This is a genomic window from Lichenihabitans psoromatis (assembly GCF_004323635.1).
Classification (GTDB): domain Bacteria; phylum Pseudomonadota; class Alphaproteobacteria; order Rhizobiales; family Beijerinckiaceae; genus Lichenihabitans; species Lichenihabitans psoromatis.
Genome location: NZ_CP036515.1, coordinates 1,216,006 through 1,234,615, shown reverse-complemented (window position 1 = coordinate 1,234,615; position 18,610 = coordinate 1,216,006). Strand labels below are relative to the sequence as shown.

Sequence of the window (18,610 nt, the reverse complement as noted above, 5' to 3'; positions counted from 1 at the left end):
GCGTCAGGTCCCGGCTGTCGCGGCTGTGCCGCTCAACGGATTGTCGGCGTCCCAGGCATAGCGCAGGGTCTCGAAGCGCATCGAGCGGGTGTCCATCAGCAGAAGCCGGCCGACCAATCCCTCGCCGAATCCGACGATTTCGCGGATCACTTCGAGCGCCATAGTGCTCCCGACGATCCCCGTCAGTGCGCCCAGCACCCCCGCCTCGGCGCAGGTCGGCACGCTGCCTTCGGGCGGCGGCTCGGGAAACAGGCAGCGATAGGTCGGGTTCGGGGTGCCGGCTGCATTGCGCTCGAACGGCCGCAGCGTCGTCACTGCGCCATCGAATGTGCCCATCGAGCCGGTGACGAGCGGACGCCGCGCGCTGTAGCAGGCGTCGGAGACGGCGTAGCGCGTGACAAAATTATCCGATCCGTCGACGACGATGTCGTAAGTCGCGATCAAGCCTTCGGCATTGTCGGCCGTGATCCGCATCGGATGCAGCACGATCGCGACATGCGGGTTGATGGCCGCCAGCGCCGCGCCGGCCCGCTCGGCCTTGGGTCGACCGATATCGTCGGTCGCGAACAAAACCTGGCGCTGCAGGTTCGACAGCGCAACGTGATCGTCATCGGCGATGCCGAGCGTGCCGACGCCGGCGGCTGCGAGATATTGCAACACGGGGCCGCCGAGGCCGCCGGCCCCGATCACCAGAACGCGAGCCGCCTTCAGCTTGTTCTGGCCGGGGCCGCCGATCTCGCGCAGCACGATATGCCGGGCGTAACGCTCGACCTCTTCGGACGACAAGCTCATGCGGCTGCACTCATGCGCGCAATGTCGGGGCTCGGTTTGATAAGTCAACGTCGACTTACGGCTTGACAGGCGTCGAGCAGCCCAACACATCGCATGCAACGCGCGTGAGCGGGCGCTTGCGCCCCCCGCCCTCCCAAACTTCGAGGCCATGATGACGAGCCAGGACGAGACCACAACTGGCGGCTGGACCGAGCCGAAGGCCACTGCGCTGCTGATCCTTGCGGATGGCACGATCTTCGAGGGGGTCGGTTTCGGCGCCGTCGGCACCTCGGTCGGCGAGGTCTGCTTTAACACGGCGATGACCGGCTACGAGGAAATCCTGACCGACCCGTCCTACTCCGGGCAGATCATCACCTTCACGTTCCCGCATATCGGCAATGTCGGGACCAACGAGGACGATATCGAAACCGTCAACATGGCGGCCGCCACGGGCATCCGCGGCGTGATCCTGCATGCGCCGATCACCGATCCGGCGAGCTATCGCGCAACCGGGCATCTCGGGCGTTGGCTCGAGCGACGCGGGATCGTCGGACTGGGCGGCATCGACACGCGCGCCTTGACGGCGTTGATCCGCGACAAGGGCATGCCGAATGCCGTCATCGCGCATGATCCCGATGGCAGTTTCGATCGCGAGGCCTTGAAGGCGCAGGCTGCCGCTTGGCATGGCATCGTCGGGACCGATCTCGTGCCGGATGTGAGCACACGCCAGCGCTACGAATGGACCGAGACGGTCTGGAACCTCGGCGACGGCTATGGCCAGCAGACCGCGCCGCAACATCGGGTCGTGGCGATCGACTATGGCGTGAAGCGCAACATCCTGCGGCTGCTGGCCGATGCCGGTTGCGCCGTGACCGTGGTGCCGGCGACGACCGGGCTCGACGAGATCATGGCTCTCAAACCGGATGGCGTGTTCCTGTCAAATGGTCCGGGAGACCCGGACGAGACGGGCAAATATGCGGTGCCGGTCATTCAAGGTCTGATCGAGAACAGCGTGCCGACCTTCGGCATCTGCCTCGGACATCAGATGCTGGCCCTGGCGGTCGGGGCCAAGACCATGAAGATGCACCAGGGCCACCATGGCGCGAACCACCCGGTTCAGGATACCGGCACCGGCAAGGTCGAGATCGTGTCGATGAACCATGGTTTCGCGGTCGATCCCGCGACCCTGCCGGCGAGTGCGAGGCAGACTCATGTCTCGTTGTTCGACGGCTCGAATTGCGGCATCGCGCTCAATGGCAAGCCGGTCTTCTCTGTGCAGCATCACCCCGAGGCGTCGCCCGGCCCGCGTGACAGCCACTACCTGTTCCGTCAGTTCGTCGACCTGATGACGGCCGATAAGGCCGCCAAGACACAGCCGACGACCTGATCGTCAGCCGGCGAGCGCGATGGCCGCGACCAGGCGGCCATAATCGGGCTCGCCCCGATGCGTGGCCCGGCGGTAGCTGTAGAAGCGGCGTTCGTCCGGATAGGTGTCGAGGCCAAGCCCTACGAACCGGCCGATGCCGGCGCCCGTCAGTCGCGCCCCGATGAAGGCCGGGAGATCGAACAACGCATGGTCCTGGCGGGGGGAGGGCGTGAAGAAGCGCGCGTTGGTCCGCTCGGTTGAGACGAAGCGATCGACGAATTCCGGCCCCACCTCGTAGGACGCTTGCCCGATGGTCGGGCCGAGCACGGCCGTGATGGCATCGAGCCGCGCACCGGCCTGCACCATCGTGTCGATCGTGGCCTCGAGCGCGCCGGTCAGCGCGCCCTTCCAGCCCGAATGGACCGCTCCGACAACGCCTGCCTCGGCATCGGCCATGAGCACGATGCCGCAATCCGCACCCGTCACACCGATCGCCAGACCCGCCGTTCTGGTCACGAGGCCATCGACGCGCGGCCGATCGTTTGACGCAAAGGGGGCGTCGATCAGCAGGGCATCGGCCGAATGGATCTGGAACGGCACGACGAGGTCGTCCGGCGCGACCCCGAGATAAAGCGCCATGCGAGCTCGGTTTTCTTTGACGGCCTCTGGCGCATCGCGCGACCCAACGCCGCCATTCAGCCCAGCATAGACGCCGGTCGAAACGCCGCCTTCGCGGGTGAAGAAAGCGTGCCGGATGCCGGGCAGCGATAGCGCGTCGGCCTGGATCGGAGATAACGTCATGGCGGCTCGCACGGGAGAATGGTCCGGCCCGACCTTTAACGCCGAAAGGGCGGCGATGCCCAGCCCAGACGAACGCGCGGAGTGCCCGCCGATCGGTTAAACCTTGAGGTAACTGCCCTCGAACGCCCCGATGGTCTTCAAACGTTCGATATCGATGATCGTCATGCGACGACCCTTGAGGATCACGGAGCCATCGATCCGCAATTCTTGTAAGGTTCGGTTGACATGCACCGTCGACAATCCGGTCATGTCGCCCAGCTCCTCCTGCGTGAGCGGGAAATCGTAGCTGTTCTCCCCGGCAAGGCCGACCGCCTGCAAGCGAAACAGGAGATCGCAGAAGAGATGCGCGATCCGCTGCCGCGCGTCGTGGCGCGCCACATTGGCCAGCCATTCGCGCAACACGGCTTCGTCGGCCATGCACGACCACCAGAGCGCGCGGGTGAGGCGGGGGTGAGTCTCGGTCCAGCCGAGCGCGGCGCTGCGAGGAATTTCGACGATCGTGCAATCGGTGAGCGTCTTGACGCTGTAGTCGAGCGTCTTTTGCAATAAGCCATGCAGGTCGCAACTGTCGCCCGGCACCAAGATTGCGGCGATCTGCCGACGTCCATCGGACAGCAGCTTGTAGCGGCAGGCGTAGCCCGTGAGAAGAAAATGCAGCACCGTTGAGGCTTCGCCCTGATGGACGAAATTTTCGTGAGCCTCAACTCTCCGAACCCGTCCCACCTGTTCGATCAGCTGGGGTTCCCGGCCCAAAATAACATCCGAAAGCCTGAGCTTGGTGTAAACGCGTTCGAACATGTTTTTTTGTTAGACGCATCACCCGCTTCTTTGAAGCCCGACCCGAGAAGCGTCAGATAGCGTCCCAACTTTGCCAAAAGGTCAGCGGGTCCGACGCATTCGCGGCTTGCTAACAATTGTTAGGGCAGCCGCCTGGGCTTCATGACATGCACGAAGGACCACTTGCTTTGATTGAGGGCGCAAGCGGCTGAGAGAGGTTCGCTCTCGCCTTAGAGCGCCTGCGCGTGACGATCGTACGAGGCATGCCGCTCGACCAAAGAAGCCCTAGGCGCGATCGTTCCATGAAGTCGTTGGACTGATTGGGATCGAGCCCTCCGGTTGCGGAAGAGTTTTGTCGGGTCTTCATCAAAAGGACATTCGCAATCGTCTCCTGGCCGCACTCCCGGCTGACGAATTTGGCTTGCTGTCATCCAGCCTCGAACGTGTGACCTGGACACTCGGTGATCGGATCATCGAGCCAAACGAGCCTTGCGACTTTGCATTCTTCCCCGAACAAGGCCTGATGTCGCAGATTGCGATCACGACCGAGGGGCGTCGGCTCGAGGTCGGCATCTATGGGCGCGACGGCATGGGCCCCTCCAACGTCGTTCTTGGCGTCGATCGATCCCCGTGCATGCATATCGTCCAAGGCAAAGGCTATGCCTATCGGCTTCCGGTTTCGATCATGATGGACGTCATGGAGAAAAGCATCGTGCTCCGGCCGCTGCTGCTGCGGTTCGTTCAGGTTTACATGACGCAGACGAACTACACGGCGGTCTCCAATGGGAGCAATATCATCGGCCAGCGGCTCGCGCGCTGGATTCTGATGACACATGACCGGCTCGAGATGGACGATCTCTCGCTGACGCATGAATTTCTGGGCGTCATGCTGGGGGTCCGCCGATCCGGCGTCACCGAGGCCATCCATGTGCTCGAGGGATCGCATGTCATCAAGGCGACCCGCGGCAATATCCGTGTGATCAATCGCCCGATGCTCGAACAGATCGCAGGCGACAGCTATGGCGTTCCAGAGGCGGAATATGAACGTTTGATCGGAACGATGCGGTAAGGAGCGCCTCATCCGCTTGACGCTTCTCCAAGCCGCTGATACCAACAGAGCTTGATTTCGGCTGGCATGGAGCCATTGTGTCCAACCTCATTCTCGTAGTATCGACAGCGCCTGGAGCGGGACGAGGTTAAACCTCGCTTCCCACGTTCGGCGCTGACCCCGAAGGCCCCTTGAGGGCCTTTTTTATTGCCTGCAATTCCTCCAAGCCAAAGCCAAAACGGTTCGAACGGAGCACGCTATGTCGAGACAGATGACGGGAGCCCAAATGGTCGTGGAGGCTCTGAAGGATCAGGGTGTCACGACGCTGTTCGGTTATCCCGGCGGGGCTGTCCTGCCGATCTACGACGCGATCTTCCAGCAGACCAGCGTCCGTCATATTCTGGTTCGCCACGAGCAGGGCGCCGCCCATGCGGCGGAAGGTTATGCGCGCTCCTCCGGTAAAGTCGGAGTTCTGTTGGTCACATCCGGCCCTGGCGCCACCAACGCGGTCACGGGATTGACCGACGCGCTGCTGGATTCGATCCCGCTCGTTTGTATCACCGGACAGGTTCCGACCCACCTGATCGGCTCCGATGCCTTCCAGGAATGTGACACGACCGGCATCACGCGCCACTGCACGAAGCACAACTACCTGGTGAAGAGCATCGAGGATCTGCCGCGGATCCTGCATGAGGCGTTTTATGTCGCCTCGCACGGCCGGCCCGGTCCCGTGCTGATCGATATCCCAAAGGACGTCCAATTCGCGCTCGGAACCTATACGGGGCCGAGCAACGTGCAGCACAAGACGTATCGGCCGAAGATCAAAGGCGATCTCGACAAGATCCGCGAGGCCGTCGACCTGATGGCCCGCGCCAAGAAGCCCGTGTTCTATACGGGTGGTGGCGTCATCAACGCGGGGCCGCAAGCCTCGACGCTGCTGCGCGAATTGGTCAGCCTCACCAATTTTCCGGTCACCTCCACGCTGATGGGGCTCGGCGCCTATCCGGCCTCCGGCGCCAACTGGCTCGGCATGCTCGGCATGCACGGCACCTACGAGGCCAATCACGCCATGCATGATTGCGACCTGATGATCGCGGTCGGCTCGCGGTTCGACGATCGGATCACCGGACGGCTCGACGCATTTTCGCCCGGATCGACCAAGATCCACATCGATATCGATCCGTCGTCGATCAACAAGGTCGTCAAGGTCGATCTCGGTATCGTCGGCGATTGCGCCTTCGTGCTCGAGGATATGGTTCGCCTGTGGCGTGGGTCGACCCAGCGTCCCGATGCGGCCGCCCTCTCGGCGTGGTGGGATGAGATCGATGGCTGGCGCGACCGCAACTCGCTCGGGTTTCGCGCCTCGAAAACGACGATCAAGCCGCAACACGCGATCAAGCGATTGTACGAACTCACCCGACATCGCGACACCTACATCACGACCGAGGTCGGTCAGCATCAGATGTGGGCCGCCCAGCACTATCAGTTCGAGGAACCCAACCGCTGGATGACGAGCGGCGGCCTGGGCACGATGGGTTACGGCCTGCCGGCCGCCATCGGCGTGCAGATGGCGCATCCCGAGGCGCTGGTGATCGATATCGCGGGCGAAGCGTCGATCCTGATGAACATGCAGGAGATGTCGACAGCCTTGCAGTATCGGTTGCCCGTTAAGGTGTTCATCCTTAACAACAGCTATATGGGCATGGTGCGCCAGTGGCAGGAATTGCTGCACGGCGGGCGTTACTCCGAAAGCTACTCGGAAGCGCTGCCTGATTTCGTGAAGCTCGCGGAAGCTTATGGCGGTCACGGCATTCGTTGCTCCGACCCGAACGATCTCGACGCTGCGATCCAGGAGATGATCGATAGTCCGAAAGCCGTGATCTTCGATTGCGTGGTCGACCGGATGGAGAATTGCTTTCCCATGATCCCGTCCGGCAAGGCCCATAACGAGATGATCATGGCGGAGCTCGCAGACGATGCCGGCATCGAACTCGGCAGCGTCATCGACGAAAAAGGCAAGATGCTGGTGTGAACCCGGCCGTCTCGTCGGTCACGCGAGGCGCGATCCGACGCAGGTCGAGATGTGAAGACTGGCGAGAGGTATCGGCCCTCCCAGCAACAAGGAAATGGATCGATGAACGCCCCCGTGTCGCCGCCCTCGCCTTACTCCTCCGCCCTGGTCCGCTCCAACACCGAGACGCATACGCTTTCGGTTCTGGTCGACAATGAACCCGGTGTCCTGGCACGGGTCGTCGGGCTGTTCGCCGGGCGCGGCTATAATATCGAGAGCCTCACGGTCGCCGAGGTAGCGCATGCCGAACACCTCAGCCGCATCACCATCGTGACCTCCGGTACGCCGGAGGCCATCGAGCAGATCCGCCACCAGTTGGAGCGGCTCGTTCCGGTGCAAAAAGTCACCGATATGACGATCGAGCATACGTCGATCCAGCGCGAACTCGCCATGATCAAGGTGCGGGGCAAGGGCGAGAACCGGATGGAGGCGATGCGACTCGCTGATGCTTTCCGGGCCCGCGTCATCGATGCGACCATCGAGAGCTTCGTCTTCGAACTGACAGGCGCCCCCGCGAAGATCGACCAATTCGTCGAGTTGATGCGGCCGATCGGTCTCGTCGAAGTGTCACGCACCGGCGTCGCCGCGATTTCGCGCGGGCCGCTGGCCATCTAGGCGCCGCCCAATGTTGGCGCTGCTGCCGGCTCTCGTCCTGTTCGGCATCGTGATGTCGATCACGCCCGGCCCCAACAACGTCATGCTGATGGCGTCTGGCGTGAATTTCGGTTTTCGTCGAACCTTGCCGCATATGAGCGGCGTCACGATCGGCTTCGGCGTCATGGCGGCGCTGGTCGGCCTCGGGCTGGCCGGGCTGTTCACGGCCATGCCGGTCCTGTTTGTCATCCTGAAATGGGTCGGCGCCGTCTATCTGCTGGTGTTGGCGATCCGCATCGCGCGCTCGACCACCGTCGGCGAGGTTGTGGCCGGACGCGGGCCGATGACCTTTTTCCACGCCGCTGCCTTTCAGTGGGTCAACCCGAAGGCTTGGATCGTCGTGATCAGCGCTTGCGCCACCTATGCGGTGCCGGGTCACTACACCGCCAGCATCATGTTGGTGGCCCTGGTGCTTGGCACCGTCACGTTCCCCTGTGTGTCGGTCTGGGTGCTGTTCGGCGCCGGGCTGCGCCGTGCCCTGAGTGACCCCTACAAGCTCCGCTTGTTCAACTGGAGCATGGCGGGATTGTTGCTGCTGTCGCTGATCCCCGTCGTGCTGGAGTGAGCGCGCCCGCGGTCATCGCGGTCTGCGGTCCACAACCGACGCTCGTGGTCCCATGCTGCCCATTGTCGCGGGGGCAAGGCGAGGATCGTCACATCGACGCTGCGCGACCGGCGCGGTGTGGTTTTCAGGTGGGCGGCGGCCTGCGGGCCGACGACCGAGGGGTCTCGGTTGCGCTGTTTTGAGGCTGCCGGCTCGACCATCCAAGCGTCCTCCGATCTGGCTTTTGCGGGCCAGATAAGCGAAGAGACACCAGAGTAACAGACGACCCGTATTCGGTTATTTCAAACGCGTGGTCTGACGTTCGGCAGAAGGATCTTATCGTGCTCGACATCAAGGACGACAAAACCGACACCAAGACTTTCGAGATGCCCGGCAAATGTCCCTTTGGCGGCGACCGTATCGGCGGCGCCGAGGGATCGCCTCCGACGCTGTCGGATTGGTATCCGCAGCGGCTGAAGGTCGAACTGCTGCATCACAACGGCCCAGGTGCCAATCCGTTGGGCGAGTTTGACTATGTCGGCGCTTTCGAGGCGCTCGACTACGACGCGCTCAAGGCCGACATCAAGACATTCCTGACGTCCACAGTTGCATGGTGGCCGTCCGATTATGGCAATTACGGCCCCCAGATGATCCGCATGGCGTGGCATGCGGCGGGTACCTACCGCATTGCCGACGGACGCGGCGGTGCCGGTGAGGCGCTGCAGCGCTTCGCGCCGATCGACAGCTGGTGGGACAATGGCAATACCGACAAGTCCCGCCGCCTGATTTGGCCGATCAAGCAGAAATACGGGAATGCGTTGTCCTGGGGCGACCTGATGGTCCTGACCGGCAATTGCGCCCTCGAGATCATGGGATTTCCGACCTATGGCTTCGCCGGCGGCCGCCGCGACGCATGGGAGGCCGACGTCAGCACCTATTGGGGTCCGGAAGTCTGGGATCCGAAGAACGTCACGTCCTATGACAGCATGGTGACCCGCGACAAGCGTTGGCGCGGTCAGAACGGCGACGCCGACTATGATCTCGAGAACCCGCTGGCTGCGACCCATCAGGCGTTGATCTACGTCAATCCAGAGGGCCCCTATGCGAACGGCGACCCTATGGGTTCGGCGCGCGACATTCGCATCGCCTTCACCCGCATGGCGATGAATGATGAGGAGACGGTGGCCCTGATCGCCGGTGGACATGCCTTCGGCAAAAGCCATGGCATGGTCCCCGCCGCCAAGATCGGCCCGCCGCCCGAAATCGCGCCGATCGAAGCCATGGGACTGGGCTGGCATAATCCGGAAGGGACCGGCGCTGGTCAATTCACGATGACCAATGGCATCGAAGGCAGTTGGACGCCCGACCCTACGACGTGGGACAACACTTACCTCGAGCATCTGTTCAAGTTCGAATGGCGGCAGGTCAAAAGCCCAGCTGGCGCCTCGCAGTGGACCCCCATCGACCCGTCCGCGCCGACGACGCCCGATGCCCATATTCCGGGCAAGACGCATGGGCTGATGATGATGACCAGCGACATCGCGTTGAAGACAGACCCGGCTTACTGCGCGGTGTGCGAGAAGTTCCTGAACGACTTCGAGGCCTTCACGCAGGCTTTCTCCAAGGCGTGGTACAAGCTGACCCATCGCGACATGGGACCGCGCGAACGCTATCTCGGGCCGGAAAAGACGCTCGAAAACGGTTTGCTGTGGCAAGACCCGATCCCGCCCCGCGACTATGATCTGGTCGGCGAAGCGGATCTGACCGCTCTCAAGCAGGCGATCATGGCGACGGGCGTTTCGGTATCAGACCTGGTCTTCACGGCTTTCTCGGCGGCCGCGACCTACCGCAACAGCGATAAGCGCGGTGGCGCCAATGGTGGGCGCCTCGCACTCGCGCCGCAGAAGGACTGGGCCGTCAACCGCCGCACCGTTCCGGTCGTTGCGGCTTTGCAGACGGTCAAAGACAGCTTCAACGCCAAGCAGACCGGGACCGTCAAGGTGTCGCTCGCCGATCTCATCGTGCTCGGCGGTTGCGCGGCTGTCGAGAAGGCAGCGGCCGATGCCGGCGTCCCGATCGCGGTTCCGTTCACGCCGGGTCGCCGCGACACGACCCAAGACCTGACCGACATCGAGATGTTCACGTGGTTGAAGCCGGTTGCCGACGGTTTCCGCAACTACGTGGACGAGCGATTCTCGGAGATGGCCCAGGGTGTCGCGCCCGAGCAGATGTTCCTCGACAAGGCGCAACTGCTCGCCCTCACCGCACCCGAGTGGGTTGCGCTGGTTGGTGGACTGCGGGCAATGGGTGCCAATCACGATGGTTCTGCGACCGGCATTTTCACCGATCGCGTCGGCGTCCTGACCAACGACTTCTTCACCGTGCTGACCAGCATGGATTACGACTGGAAGAAGCAGGACGAGGCCGGCATGGTCTTCTCGATCGACGACCGCACGACCGGCCAGCCAAAGTTCAAAGCCACGCGAAGTGATCTTATTTTCGGCGCCAATAGCCAGCTTCGCGCTGTCGTCGAGGTCTATGCCAGCAGCGATGGACACGTTCGCTTCGTCAATGACTTCGTCAAGGCCTGGAACAAGGTCATGATGCTCGATCGGTTCGACGTTCGGACCTGAGACCAACACCTCGAGACGGGGCGGAGAGGCCGGACGGGCCGCTCCGCCTTTTTGTTTTAGCTGCTGCCGATCAGGATGCCGGTCGCCAAGACCAAGCCTCCGCCCAGCATGACCTTGGCGGCCGCCGAGACGGGTGGCGTATCCATGTAGCGCCACTGGATCCAGGCGATGATCAGCAGTTCGATCACGACGACGACCGCCGCCACGGCGGTCGCTGTGTAGAAGTCCTTGATGAGGTAGGGCAGCGTGTGGCCGATGCCGCCCGCGATCGTCATCAGGCCGCAGACGAGGCCACGGAGATAGGGTGTGCCGCGACCTGAGATCTTACCGTCGTCGGCGAGCGCTTCGGCAAACCCCATGGAAATACCGGCGCCGAGCGAGGCGGCCATGCCGACCTGAAACGCGTTCCAGGAATTGTGGGTCGCGAAAGCCGCGGCGAAGACCGGCGCCAGGGTCGAGACGGACCCATCCATGAGTCCGACGAGGCCGGGCTGGATGATCTGCAACACGAAGCGTTTGCTGGCGTCGTCCTCCTCTTTCCCTTTGGCGCCGTCCGGAAGATGTTTGGCCTCGATGCTGGCGGCCGTCAGATCATGGCGCTGTTCGGCCTCGGCGAGATCTCCGAGCAGCTTGCGCACGGCCGTGTCGGTCGTGCGGCTGGCCGCCAGAAGATAAAAGCGTCCGGATTCCTGTTCCATTCGGCGGACTTCCGCCCGCACCGCGCCGATGCCATGTGCCCGGACCTGCCAATGCGGCCGGCGCTGCACCCAGCCCCGGATATCCTGTCGGCGGATCAGCGGAATATGATCGCCGAATCGCCGCGCGAACATGTCGATCAGCGATCGACGGTGATGGTTTTCCTCAGCCGCCATGTCGGCGAAAACCTTCGCGCTATCGGGATAATGCTCACGGAGACTTTCGGCGAAGTCGAGATAGACACGGCCATCCTCCTCCTCGCTGCTGATCGCTAGCGCGAGCAGTTCCCGTTCATCGAGGTCTGACATGGATTTCATAAGGCAGCTCGCAATAGATTAGAATTGATCCAATCTATCTGCATATGCCCGCGGCGCGCGTGAGATCAAGGCTTGTTTGGAAAGACTCTAGATTGAGCAAATCGCTCAGTTTTCATCCAGGCTGCGACTGACGTTGCATGGCTGTGAGATCCGCCGCGTGTTTGGTCGGATCGCCGGCCCGAAGCCCTACATGCCAGCGCGGGAGATCACGCCATCACGCGGTGTCGGCTGATATCCGAGGCGATCTATCTGCTGGATGCTTGCCGTGTGGGGTCGCCTGCCGCCTCACAAATGAAGCCGGTTTCCAAAACACGGTCGATAAAGTCGACCGCGCGTAGAGGGGGCAGACCATCCCGAGGTACAGCGTTGGAGCGGGTGAAGGGAATCGAACCCTCGTATGCAGCTTGGGAAGCTGCCGTTCTACCATTGAACTACACCCGCACAGTCATCTACATACCGCGTTTCGGCCCGCGAGGGAACCAGCCGCGCCAGAAGAATTCTGGCTTACCTAGGGCGTTACCCGAAGGGATCGCGCCTCATAGGAAGGAGGCGCGATCGAGCAGCAGATGCGAGATGGCGGTGAAGCGAACGCCCTGAATCTTGGCCGTGGTGACGCGGCTATATTGCGCGAAATAGGCGATGATGCTCGGTGTCTCGTCCAGCAGCAATCTCTGGATCTTGCCGGCCGCCAGCCGTTGGGATTTGAGGTCGCGCGCCCTGCTGTAGTCGCTCAGAAGCCCGTCATAGGTCGGGTTCTTGAAATGGGCCGCGTTCCAGGGGCCGGTGCTCTTCAGCGTTGCGTTGAGGAAGATGTCCGGGGTGCCACGATGGCCGTAATCAGTCAGGCCGAAGGGTGAATCCAGCCAGTCCGACTTGCCGAAGGTCGCGGCTCCATAATAGGCATCTTGCGATTCCACGTTGAGCGTGACCGCGATGCCGATCTGCTTGGCGAAATTCTGGATCAGCACGGCATAGTCGGGAATCTCATAGGCGCGTTCGGTGGTCAGCGTGATCGGAAAGCCGTTCGGCACGCCCGCTTCGGCCATCAGGCGCTTGGCCTCGGCGAGATCCGGCTGGCGTTGCGGCACCGAAGCATCGGTTGAGGCGAAGACCGGGGCGAACGGGCTGTCGTTGCCCACAACCGCACGCCCCCTGAACAAGCCTTTGACGAGCGCTTCGCGGTTGATCGTCAAAGCCAAGGCGCGCCGCACCCGTTTGTCCTGAAACGGCGCCATGTCGGTGCGGAAATGCACCGGATCATGCGAGCTTGCCTGGACGCTCAGGATTTTGAACGACGCATCGTTGCCGATCGAAAGGGCGATGCGCGGCGTGTAGGGGATCACATCGAGTTGACCGGCCTGCAGCGCCAGCACCTGCGATTGCGGGTCGTTGTAGAATGTGATCTCGACACGATCCGGCAAGGCTTTCTCACCCCAGTAATCGGGGTTGCGGACGAAACTCGCGCCAAGTTTCGGGCGAAAAGCTTCGAGCTTGAAGGGGCCGGTTCCCGGAAAGCTCTTCTCGAAATCGCCCTTATAGTCGGCCGGTAGGATCACGGCATTGACGACATCGGACGATACATAGAAGGGGAAGTTGCTGTTCGGCACATCGAGCCGGAACGTGACGGTGAGGTCGTCCGACGACGATACGGCGCCCTTGGACAGCAGCCCCTTATAGGCCGAGAGGGCAGAGGAGCCATTGGCCGGATCGATGAGCCGCTCGAATGTCGCGACGACGTCCTTGGCCGTAACCACCCGCCCATCGTTGAACTTGACGTCGGGCCGGAGCTTGAACGTCCAGATCTTTGCGGTGTCGTCGCCGTCCCACGATAACGCCAGGGCCGGACGCAAGCCCGTTTCGGAATCGTCGAACAGCAGGTATTCGCCGACCTGGCTCATGACCGAAATGCTGGCCGGATCGGTCACGAGCACGGGATCGATCGTCGCGGCGGGCTGGTCCAACGCCACGCGGATCGTGCCGCCGGGCTTAGCGGCTGTCTGAGCGCGCGCCGCGCCGGGAAGACCGAAATTCTGCGCCGTCGCAAAACCCGTGAGGCCGATCAGACCGGCGTAGCGGATGAGGTCGCGGCGATTGAGCGAACCGGCGGCATATTCGTCGACCGCGACATTCCAGATGTCGCCCGAAAGGCGGCGCAGATGATCGAGTGTCGGAAGCTTTGGCATCGTGAAACCTTGCGTTGTGGGCGAGGGCGCCTCGTCAGGCGGGCAGACCGTCGAGGCGGATCTGATCGACCGCGTCGGGGTAGAAGGCGAGCAGGCCCTTGATCTTGGGGATTTCCGGGATCGGATCGCGATAATCCCAGACGACATCGGGACGGATCGATCCATCCCTCATGCGGACGGACCAATAGGACGCCGTGCCTTTGTACGGGCAGCGGGTGAGCGTATCGGAACGGACGAGCCGCTCCATCCGGACATCGTCTGGTGGGATGTAGAACCGGGTCGGGAGGTGTGTTTCGAAAACCAGCACGGCCCGCCGCGTCTCGGCCAGGATCTCGCCACCGAGCACCACCTCGATGTGGGCGGAGGATTGCAGCGCGTCGACCCGCACATAAGGGTCGCGGGCATGAACGAAGACCTCTTCGTCCTCCTCGTACCAAGCATCCATGGCATGCCAATCGAACGCGATCCGGTTCTCCAGCGGCGTAAGAAGATCGCGCCTCGGCGCGGCCAACGACCAGGCGGCGTCGGTGAAGCGGCGTCCCTTCACGTCCAGTGCGTAGAGCGCGGTCGGGTCACCACTCCGATGGCGGCCGGTTCGGCCAGACGCAATGAGCACACCGAGCCGCACCGCCTCGAGCGGGAAAAAATAGACCGGCAGAAAGTGGTTCGATCGAAGAATCAGAACGTCGCGGCTGTCCACGATCGTCTCGCCGTTAAGCACGACGCGCACGCGCTTCGGGCTCTGCAGCAGATTGACGACGCTCGGAATGGTTGCGCGATGCGGTTGCGTGGCAAGCGGCATGAGGACCTCGGGTCAAGACGCTACGGGCGGGTGGGCCCGTGCGGTGGCGAAGCGGTTCTCCGGGCGGGGCAGCGCTAAACGATCCCGGAGAGTTCCAGGTTCATAGTCCTGCCGAAACAGGCCGCGCCGCTGTAAGTCGGGCACGACCTGCTCGGCAAAATTGACCCAATCTTCCGGCAGCAGCGGAAACATCAGATTATACCCATCCGCCGCCCCGGCCAGGAACCAAGCTTCGAGATGATCGGCGACTTGGCGGGGCGTGCCGGCGACGGTTGGGATCGAGCCGGAATTGGCGATCGTTCGCGCGATCTCCCGGATCGAACGGTTTTGAATGGCCAAAGCCTTGACCCGGTTCAGCGCGGTCCGGCCACCATCGAACGTGGCCTCCTCGGGAAGCGGCGGCAGGGGGCCTTCGGGCGGATAAGCTGAGAGGTCGATGCCAGCCCAGCTCGACAGAAGGTCGATGCCGACCGCATCCGGCATCAGGGTTTCGAGATAGGCTTGTCGCTCCTCCGCCTCCGACGCCGATGCGGCGACGATCGGAAGAATCCCCGGTAGAATCTTGAAACTCTCCGGAGTGCGGCCGAACTTGGCCAACCGTTGATCGAACTCGGTTCGATAGGACTGGCCCTCCTCGATGCTGCGAGTGACGGCGAAATGAACATCCGCGTAACGGGCCGCGAGATCCTTGCCGGCCTCGGACGATCCAGCCTGGAAGATGACGGGATGTCCCTGCGGCGGACGCGGCACGTTGAGGGGGCCGCGTACACGAAAATGCGGACCAGCATGGTCGATCCGGTGCACGCGCGCGGGATCGGCGAAAAACCCGCTCTGTTTGTCGATGAGGACGGCGCCGTCTTCCCACGAGTCCCACAAAGCCGTGACGACATCGAGATATTCCGCAGCTCGATCGTAGCGATTTGCATGTTCGATGGTGCGATCGCGGCCGAAATTCAGAGCTTCCTCGTCCATCGCAGACGTCACGACGTTCCAGCCGGCGCGCCCCTTGCTGATGTGATCGAGCGACGCAAAGGTTCGGGCCAGATTATAGGGTTCGCTGTAGGAGCTCGATGCTGTCGCGATCAAGCCGATATGGCGGGTGACAGCGGCGAGGGCCGACAGCAGCGTCAGGGGTTCGAGACGCGCATTGGCATAATGGGCGAGGCCGCTCGGCAGCGAGTCCCAGATCGCGACGTGGTCGGCCACGAACAGCGTATCGAGCTTGGCCCGCTCTGCCGTTTCCGCAAGTCCGCGATAGAAATCGAAATCGAACACCTCGCCGTCCGGCGCGCGCGGGTGTCGCCACGACATCCGATGATCGCCCTGCGGATTAAAGAAAAACGCGCTGAGGATCATGTGCCGACGGGACATGGCGAACTCCGGAACGGCCGACCGATACCCGGCAAATGGGGTGTCGGCTGACAATCGCTAGACCCACACCGTAACGTCGTTGACGCATTAATCCATCAGTTTTGTAGACAATCAGAGTGGATGATGGACGCCAGGGCGGCGAGATGGCAATGCGATAACGTCGCCACCCCTGCATGGTGCCAGAACTCGATCGATCGTCGGCGCTCTCGGAGAAAGCTGGTCCCGCGTTAGCGCGAAAATATACCGTCGGCCACGTTGCGGGCGCCGATCATTACCGGCTCGAGCACGGGGGTATATTCGTTGGCGACGCCCCATCCGTCATTGGCATAGACGAGCCGGACGACCCCGACGCGCTTGCCGTCCCGGCGAAAGCGCAACTGGTCTTCGCTGGTGCTGGCGAGCGCGTCCATAATGGCGCGCTCGTCGCGGCTGTGGCGCAGCATCGTCTCTTCGCCGTTGAACACGTCGAGCGCGTAGCCCTCTCCCACCGCGTCGCTGATGATGCGCGTGATGATGGCGCGGTGGAGTTCTTTCATGACGCTTCGGTGCTCCGGGGCCGTCCGCTGCGAGGCCCCAGCGTCCTTTAGAGCACGATTGTCGGTCGCCGGTTGGCTTTTTGTCGTCCGAGGAGAGAGCCGGTCAGATCAGCGGAAAGTGGCAGGCTGCATAACGGTCGTGGCCCATCGGCCGTAGTGGCGGCGGCTCGACGCGGCACCGATCCTCCGCCTTGGGGCAGCGGGTGTGGAAGCGGCACCCGGAGGGCGGGTTCATCGGGCTCGGAACGTCGCCGCGCAGAATGATCTTCTCGCGCCGGGGCGCCCGCACGTCGGCCTGCGGCACCGCCGAGATCAGCGCGCCCGTATAGGGGTGGGCGGGTGTCTGAAACACGACGTCGGTCGGGCCGGTTTCGACCAGAGCGCCGAGATACATGACGGCGGTGCGCTGGGACACCTGCCGAATGACGCTGAGATCATGCGCGATAAACACATAGGTGATGCCGAGCCGGTCCTGCAGATCCATGAACAGGTTGACGACCTGCGCCTGCACCGAGACGTCGAGCGCCGAGACGGATTCGTCCGCCACGATCAGCGAGGGTTCGAGTGCGAGCGCCCGCGCGATACCGATCCGCTGGCGCTGACCACCGGAAAATTCATGCGGAAAGCGATCGAGATGTTCACGCGAGAGGCCGACGAGATCCATCAACTCATGCAGGCGATCCCGGATCGCGGCGTCCGAGCGGTTTTTGCCATCCGGGCCAGGATGAACCCGTAATGGTTCGGCCACGAGTTGGCCGACGCGGCGTCGTGGGTTCAGCGACGCATAGGGATCCTGGAACACCATCTGCATGCGCGGCCGCAACGCGCGTAAGTCGCGCGTGCTGGCTTGCGTGATGTCCGTGCCTTCGAACAAGACTGTGCCGCTCGAAGGGTCGTAAAGGCGGAGCAGGCAGCGGCCGAGCGTCGACTTGCCACAGCCGGATTCGCCGACCAGACCGAGCGTTTCGCCACGCCGGACCGTCAGCGACACGTCGTCGACGGCCCGCAGCGTGCGCCGGCCGCCCGCGGTGAAACGGCCGCCGAGGTGGAAATGCTTCGAGAGATGCCGGGCTTCGAGCAGGACGTCGTCGCTCATGCGCCGACCTCCGCCGTGAGTGCGGTGGCGGCCGTGGTTTCGGCCAGATAGCAGGCGATGTCCTGCTGGCCGCGCCGGAACAGCGGCGGGTCGACGACGCATGGCGCATAACGGTGCATGCAGCGCGGCGAGAAGCGGCAGCCGATCGGACGATCGGCGATCGAGGGCGGCACGCCGGGAATGGCCGTCAAGCGGCGTGGCTTGATGCCGGACATGGGCGGAATGGATTGCAGCAAGCCGGTCGTATAGGGGTGGCCGGGCTCGATGAAGACCGGCAGCTTGGGGCCCTGTTCGACGATGCGGCCCGAATACATCACCATGACGCGGTCGGCCACCTCGGCCACCACGCCCATGTCATGGGTGATCAGGATGATCGACGAGGCATGATCGTGGCGCAGTTGCTCGATCAAGCGGAGGATTTGAGCCTGCACGGTCACGTCGAGCGCGGTCGTGGGTTCATCGGCGATCAGCAGCGAGGGATTACACGACAGCGCCATCGCGATCATGGCGCGCTGTCGCATGCCGCCCGACAATTGATGCGGGAACCGGTCGACCGCGACGCTCGGGTTGGGAATGCCCATGTCGCCGAGCAGCTCGATCGCGCGGGCATGGGCCTGCTTGCGGGTGAGGCTCTGATGCGCGCGGATCTGCTCGGCGATCTGCCAGCCGATCGTATAGACCGGCGTCATCGCGGTCATCGGGTCTTGGAAGATCATGGCGATCTCGTCGCCTCGGACCGCGCGGAGCGCTTGGCGCGACAGGCCGATGAGTTCGCGGCCCCTGTAGCGGATCGACCCGGTCACGATCGCGTTGGGGTCGTTGATCAGCCCCATCACGGCCAGCGACGTGAGCGACTTGCCGGAACCGGATTCGCCGACGATCGAGACGAGTTCCCCGGGCGCGACCGTGAAGGAGACGCCGTCGACTCCCTTCATGGGACCCTG

The 18,610-nt window shown here is 63.0% G+C and carries 16 protein-coding genes and 1 tRNA gene; 6 read left to right on the top strand and 11 right to left on the bottom strand.

From position 1 onward, the window contains the following. Positions 1–3: 3 nt before the first annotated feature. Positions 4–792 (bottom strand): HesA/MoeB/ThiF family protein, encoded by a 789-nt coding sequence (locus tag EY713_RS05755; protein WP_131113966.1) that lies wholly within the window; start codon positions 790–792, stop codon positions 4–6. Positions 793–943: 151 nt separating this feature from the next. On the opposite strand from EY713_RS05755, the gene carA reads away from it, so the two are divergent. Beyond that, positions 944–2,158, top strand: a complete 1,215-nt coding sequence (gene carA / locus EY713_RS05750; protein ID WP_425373682.1) for a glutamine-hydrolyzing carbamoyl-phosphate synthase small subunit — start codon at positions 944–946, stop codon at positions 2,156–2,158. A gap of 3 nt (positions 2,159–2,161) precedes the next feature. Here carA and EY713_RS05745 read toward each other — a convergent pair whose 3' ends face one another. Together EY713_RS05745 and EY713_RS05740 are read right to left on the bottom strand one after the other, a co-directional pair. Then, positions 2,162–2,938: a purine nucleoside phosphorylase YfiH/LACC1 family protein gene (locus EY713_RS05745; RefSeq protein ID WP_131113964.1), complete on the bottom strand. Its 777-nt coding sequence runs from the start codon at positions 2,936–2,938 to the stop codon at positions 2,162–2,164. 96 nt (positions 2,939–3,034) lie between these two features. Next, complete coding sequence (locus EY713_RS05740) at positions 3,035–3,598, bottom strand: Crp/Fnr family transcriptional regulator (protein WP_245572906.1); 564 nt, start codon at positions 3,596–3,598, stop codon at positions 3,035–3,037. Between the two features lie 469 nt (positions 3,599–4,067). On the opposite strand from EY713_RS05740, the gene EY713_RS05735 reads away from it, so the two are divergent. From EY713_RS05735 to katG, 5 genes are all read left to right on the top strand, one after another. After that, positions 4,068–4,784, top strand: coding sequence for a Crp/Fnr family transcriptional regulator (locus tag EY713_RS05735; protein WP_227399085.1), 717 nt, complete (start codon positions 4,068–4,070; stop codon positions 4,782–4,784). A 238-nt stretch (positions 4,785–5,022) separates the two neighbouring features. Then, positions 5,023–6,795 (top strand): acetolactate synthase 3 large subunit, encoded by a 1,773-nt coding sequence (locus tag EY713_RS05730; protein ID WP_131113962.1) that lies wholly within the window; start codon positions 5,023–5,025, stop codon positions 6,793–6,795. A 102-nt stretch (positions 6,796–6,897) separates the two neighbouring features. After that, positions 6,898–7,449 carry an acetolactate synthase small subunit gene (gene ilvN, locus EY713_RS05725; protein WP_131113961.1) on the top strand — a complete coding sequence of 184 codons (552 nt, stop codon included), beginning with the start codon at positions 6,898–6,900 and terminating at the stop codon, positions 7,447–7,449. Between the two features lie 10 nt (positions 7,450–7,459). Next, positions 7,460–8,053: a LysE family translocator gene (locus tag EY713_RS05720; RefSeq protein WP_131113960.1), complete on the top strand. Its 594-nt coding sequence runs from the start codon at positions 7,460–7,462 to the stop codon at positions 8,051–8,053. A gap of 365 nt (positions 8,054–8,418) precedes the next feature. Beyond that, positions 8,419–10,665 carry a catalase/peroxidase HPI gene (gene katG / locus EY713_RS05715; RefSeq protein WP_170314101.1) on the top strand — a complete coding sequence of 749 codons (2,247 nt, stop codon included), beginning with the start codon at positions 8,419–8,421 and terminating at the stop codon, positions 10,663–10,665. 56 nt (positions 10,666–10,721) lie between these two features. On the opposite strand, the gene mbfA is transcribed toward katG, so the two are convergent. From mbfA to EY713_RS05675, 8 genes are all read right to left on the bottom strand, one after another. After that, positions 10,722–11,678, bottom strand: a complete 957-nt coding sequence (mbfA, locus tag EY713_RS05710) for an iron exporter MbfA (RefSeq protein ID WP_131113958.1) — start codon at positions 11,676–11,678, stop codon at positions 10,722–10,724. A 367-nt stretch (positions 11,679–12,045) separates the two neighbouring features. Further along, positions 12,046–12,119 (bottom strand) — tRNA-Gly (locus EY713_RS05705). A gap of 95 nt (positions 12,120–12,214) precedes the next feature. Then, positions 12,215–13,861: an ABC transporter substrate-binding protein gene (locus tag EY713_RS05700; protein ID WP_131113957.1), complete on the bottom strand. Its 1,647-nt coding sequence runs from the start codon at positions 13,859–13,861 to the stop codon at positions 12,215–12,217. A 34-nt stretch (positions 13,862–13,895) separates the two neighbouring features. Beyond that, a complete protein-coding gene (locus EY713_RS05695; protein WP_131113956.1) occupies positions 13,896–14,663 on the bottom strand; it encodes a DUF427 domain-containing protein in 768 nt (255 codons plus the stop codon). Between the two features lie 12 nt (positions 14,664–14,675). After that, entirely contained in the window at positions 14,676–16,034 is a 1,359-nt protein-coding gene (locus tag EY713_RS05690; RefSeq protein ID WP_131113955.1) for an LLM class flavin-dependent oxidoreductase, read from the bottom strand. A 227-nt stretch (positions 16,035–16,261) separates the two neighbouring features. Further along, positions 16,262–16,570 carry a hypothetical protein gene (locus EY713_RS05685; RefSeq protein WP_131113954.1) on the bottom strand — a complete coding sequence of 103 codons (309 nt, stop codon included), beginning with the start codon at positions 16,568–16,570 and terminating at the stop codon, positions 16,262–16,264. Positions 16,571–16,673: 103 nt separating this feature from the next. Then, positions 16,674–17,666, bottom strand: coding sequence for an ABC transporter ATP-binding protein (locus EY713_RS05680; protein WP_131113953.1), 993 nt, complete (start codon positions 17,664–17,666; stop codon positions 16,674–16,676). Beyond that, positions 17,663–18,601 carry an ABC transporter ATP-binding protein gene (locus tag EY713_RS05675; protein WP_131119311.1) on the bottom strand — a complete coding sequence of 313 codons (939 nt, stop codon included), beginning with the start codon at positions 18,599–18,601 and terminating at the stop codon, positions 17,663–17,665. Before EY713_RS05675 ends, EY713_RS05680 begins: the two co-directional genes overlap by 4 nt. Between the last annotated feature and the right edge of the window lie 9 nt (positions 18,602–18,610).

Excerpts from the sequence above, each read along its gene's own strand:
- EY713_RS05755 (WP_131113966.1), bottom strand. The coding sequence starts at position 792 with ATGAGCTTGTCGTCCGAAGAGGTCGAGCGTTACGCCCGGCATATCGTG.
- carA (WP_425373682.1), top strand. The coding sequence starts at position 944 with ATGACGAGCCAGGACGAGACCACAACTGGCGGCTGGACCGAGCCGAAG.
- EY713_RS05745 (WP_131113964.1), bottom strand. The coding sequence starts at position 2,938 with ATGACGTTATCTCCGATCCAGGCCGACGCGCTATCGCTGCCCGGCATC.
- EY713_RS05730 (WP_131113962.1), top strand. The coding sequence starts at position 5,023 with ATGTCGAGACAGATGACGGGAGCCCAAATGGTCGTGGAGGCTCTGAAG.
- ilvN (WP_131113961.1), top strand. The coding sequence starts at position 6,898 with ATGAACGCCCCCGTGTCGCCGCCCTCGCCTTACTCCTCCGCCCTGGTC.
- EY713_RS05720 (WP_131113960.1), top strand. The coding sequence starts at position 7,460 with ATGTTGGCGCTGCTGCCGGCTCTCGTCCTGTTCGGCATCGTGATGTCG.
- katG (WP_170314101.1), top strand. The coding sequence starts at position 8,419 with ATGCCCGGCAAATGTCCCTTTGGCGGCGACCGTATCGGCGGCGCCGAG.
- mbfA (WP_131113958.1), bottom strand. The coding sequence starts at position 11,678 with ATGAAATCCATGTCAGACCTCGATGAACGGGAACTGCTCGCGCTAGCG.
- EY713_RS05700 (WP_131113957.1), bottom strand. The coding sequence starts at position 13,861 with ATGCCAAAGCTTCCGACACTCGATCATCTGCGCCGCCTTTCGGGCGAC.
- EY713_RS05695 (WP_131113956.1), bottom strand. The coding sequence starts at position 14,663 with ATGCCGCTTGCCACGCAACCGCATCGCGCAACCATTCCGAGCGTCGTC.
- EY713_RS05690 (WP_131113955.1), bottom strand. The coding sequence starts at position 16,034 with ATGTCCCGTCGGCACATGATCCTCAGCGCGTTTTTCTTTAATCCGCAG.
- EY713_RS05685 (WP_131113954.1), bottom strand. The coding sequence starts at position 16,570 with ATGAAAGAACTCCACCGCGCCATCATCACGCGCATCATCAGCGACGCG.
- EY713_RS05680 (WP_131113953.1), bottom strand. The coding sequence starts at position 17,666 with ATGAGCGACGACGTCCTGCTCGAAGCCCGGCATCTCTCGAAGCATTTC.
- EY713_RS05675 (WP_131119311.1), bottom strand. The coding sequence starts at position 18,601 with ATGAAGGGAGTCGACGGCGTCTCCTTCACGGTCGCGCCCGGGGAACTC.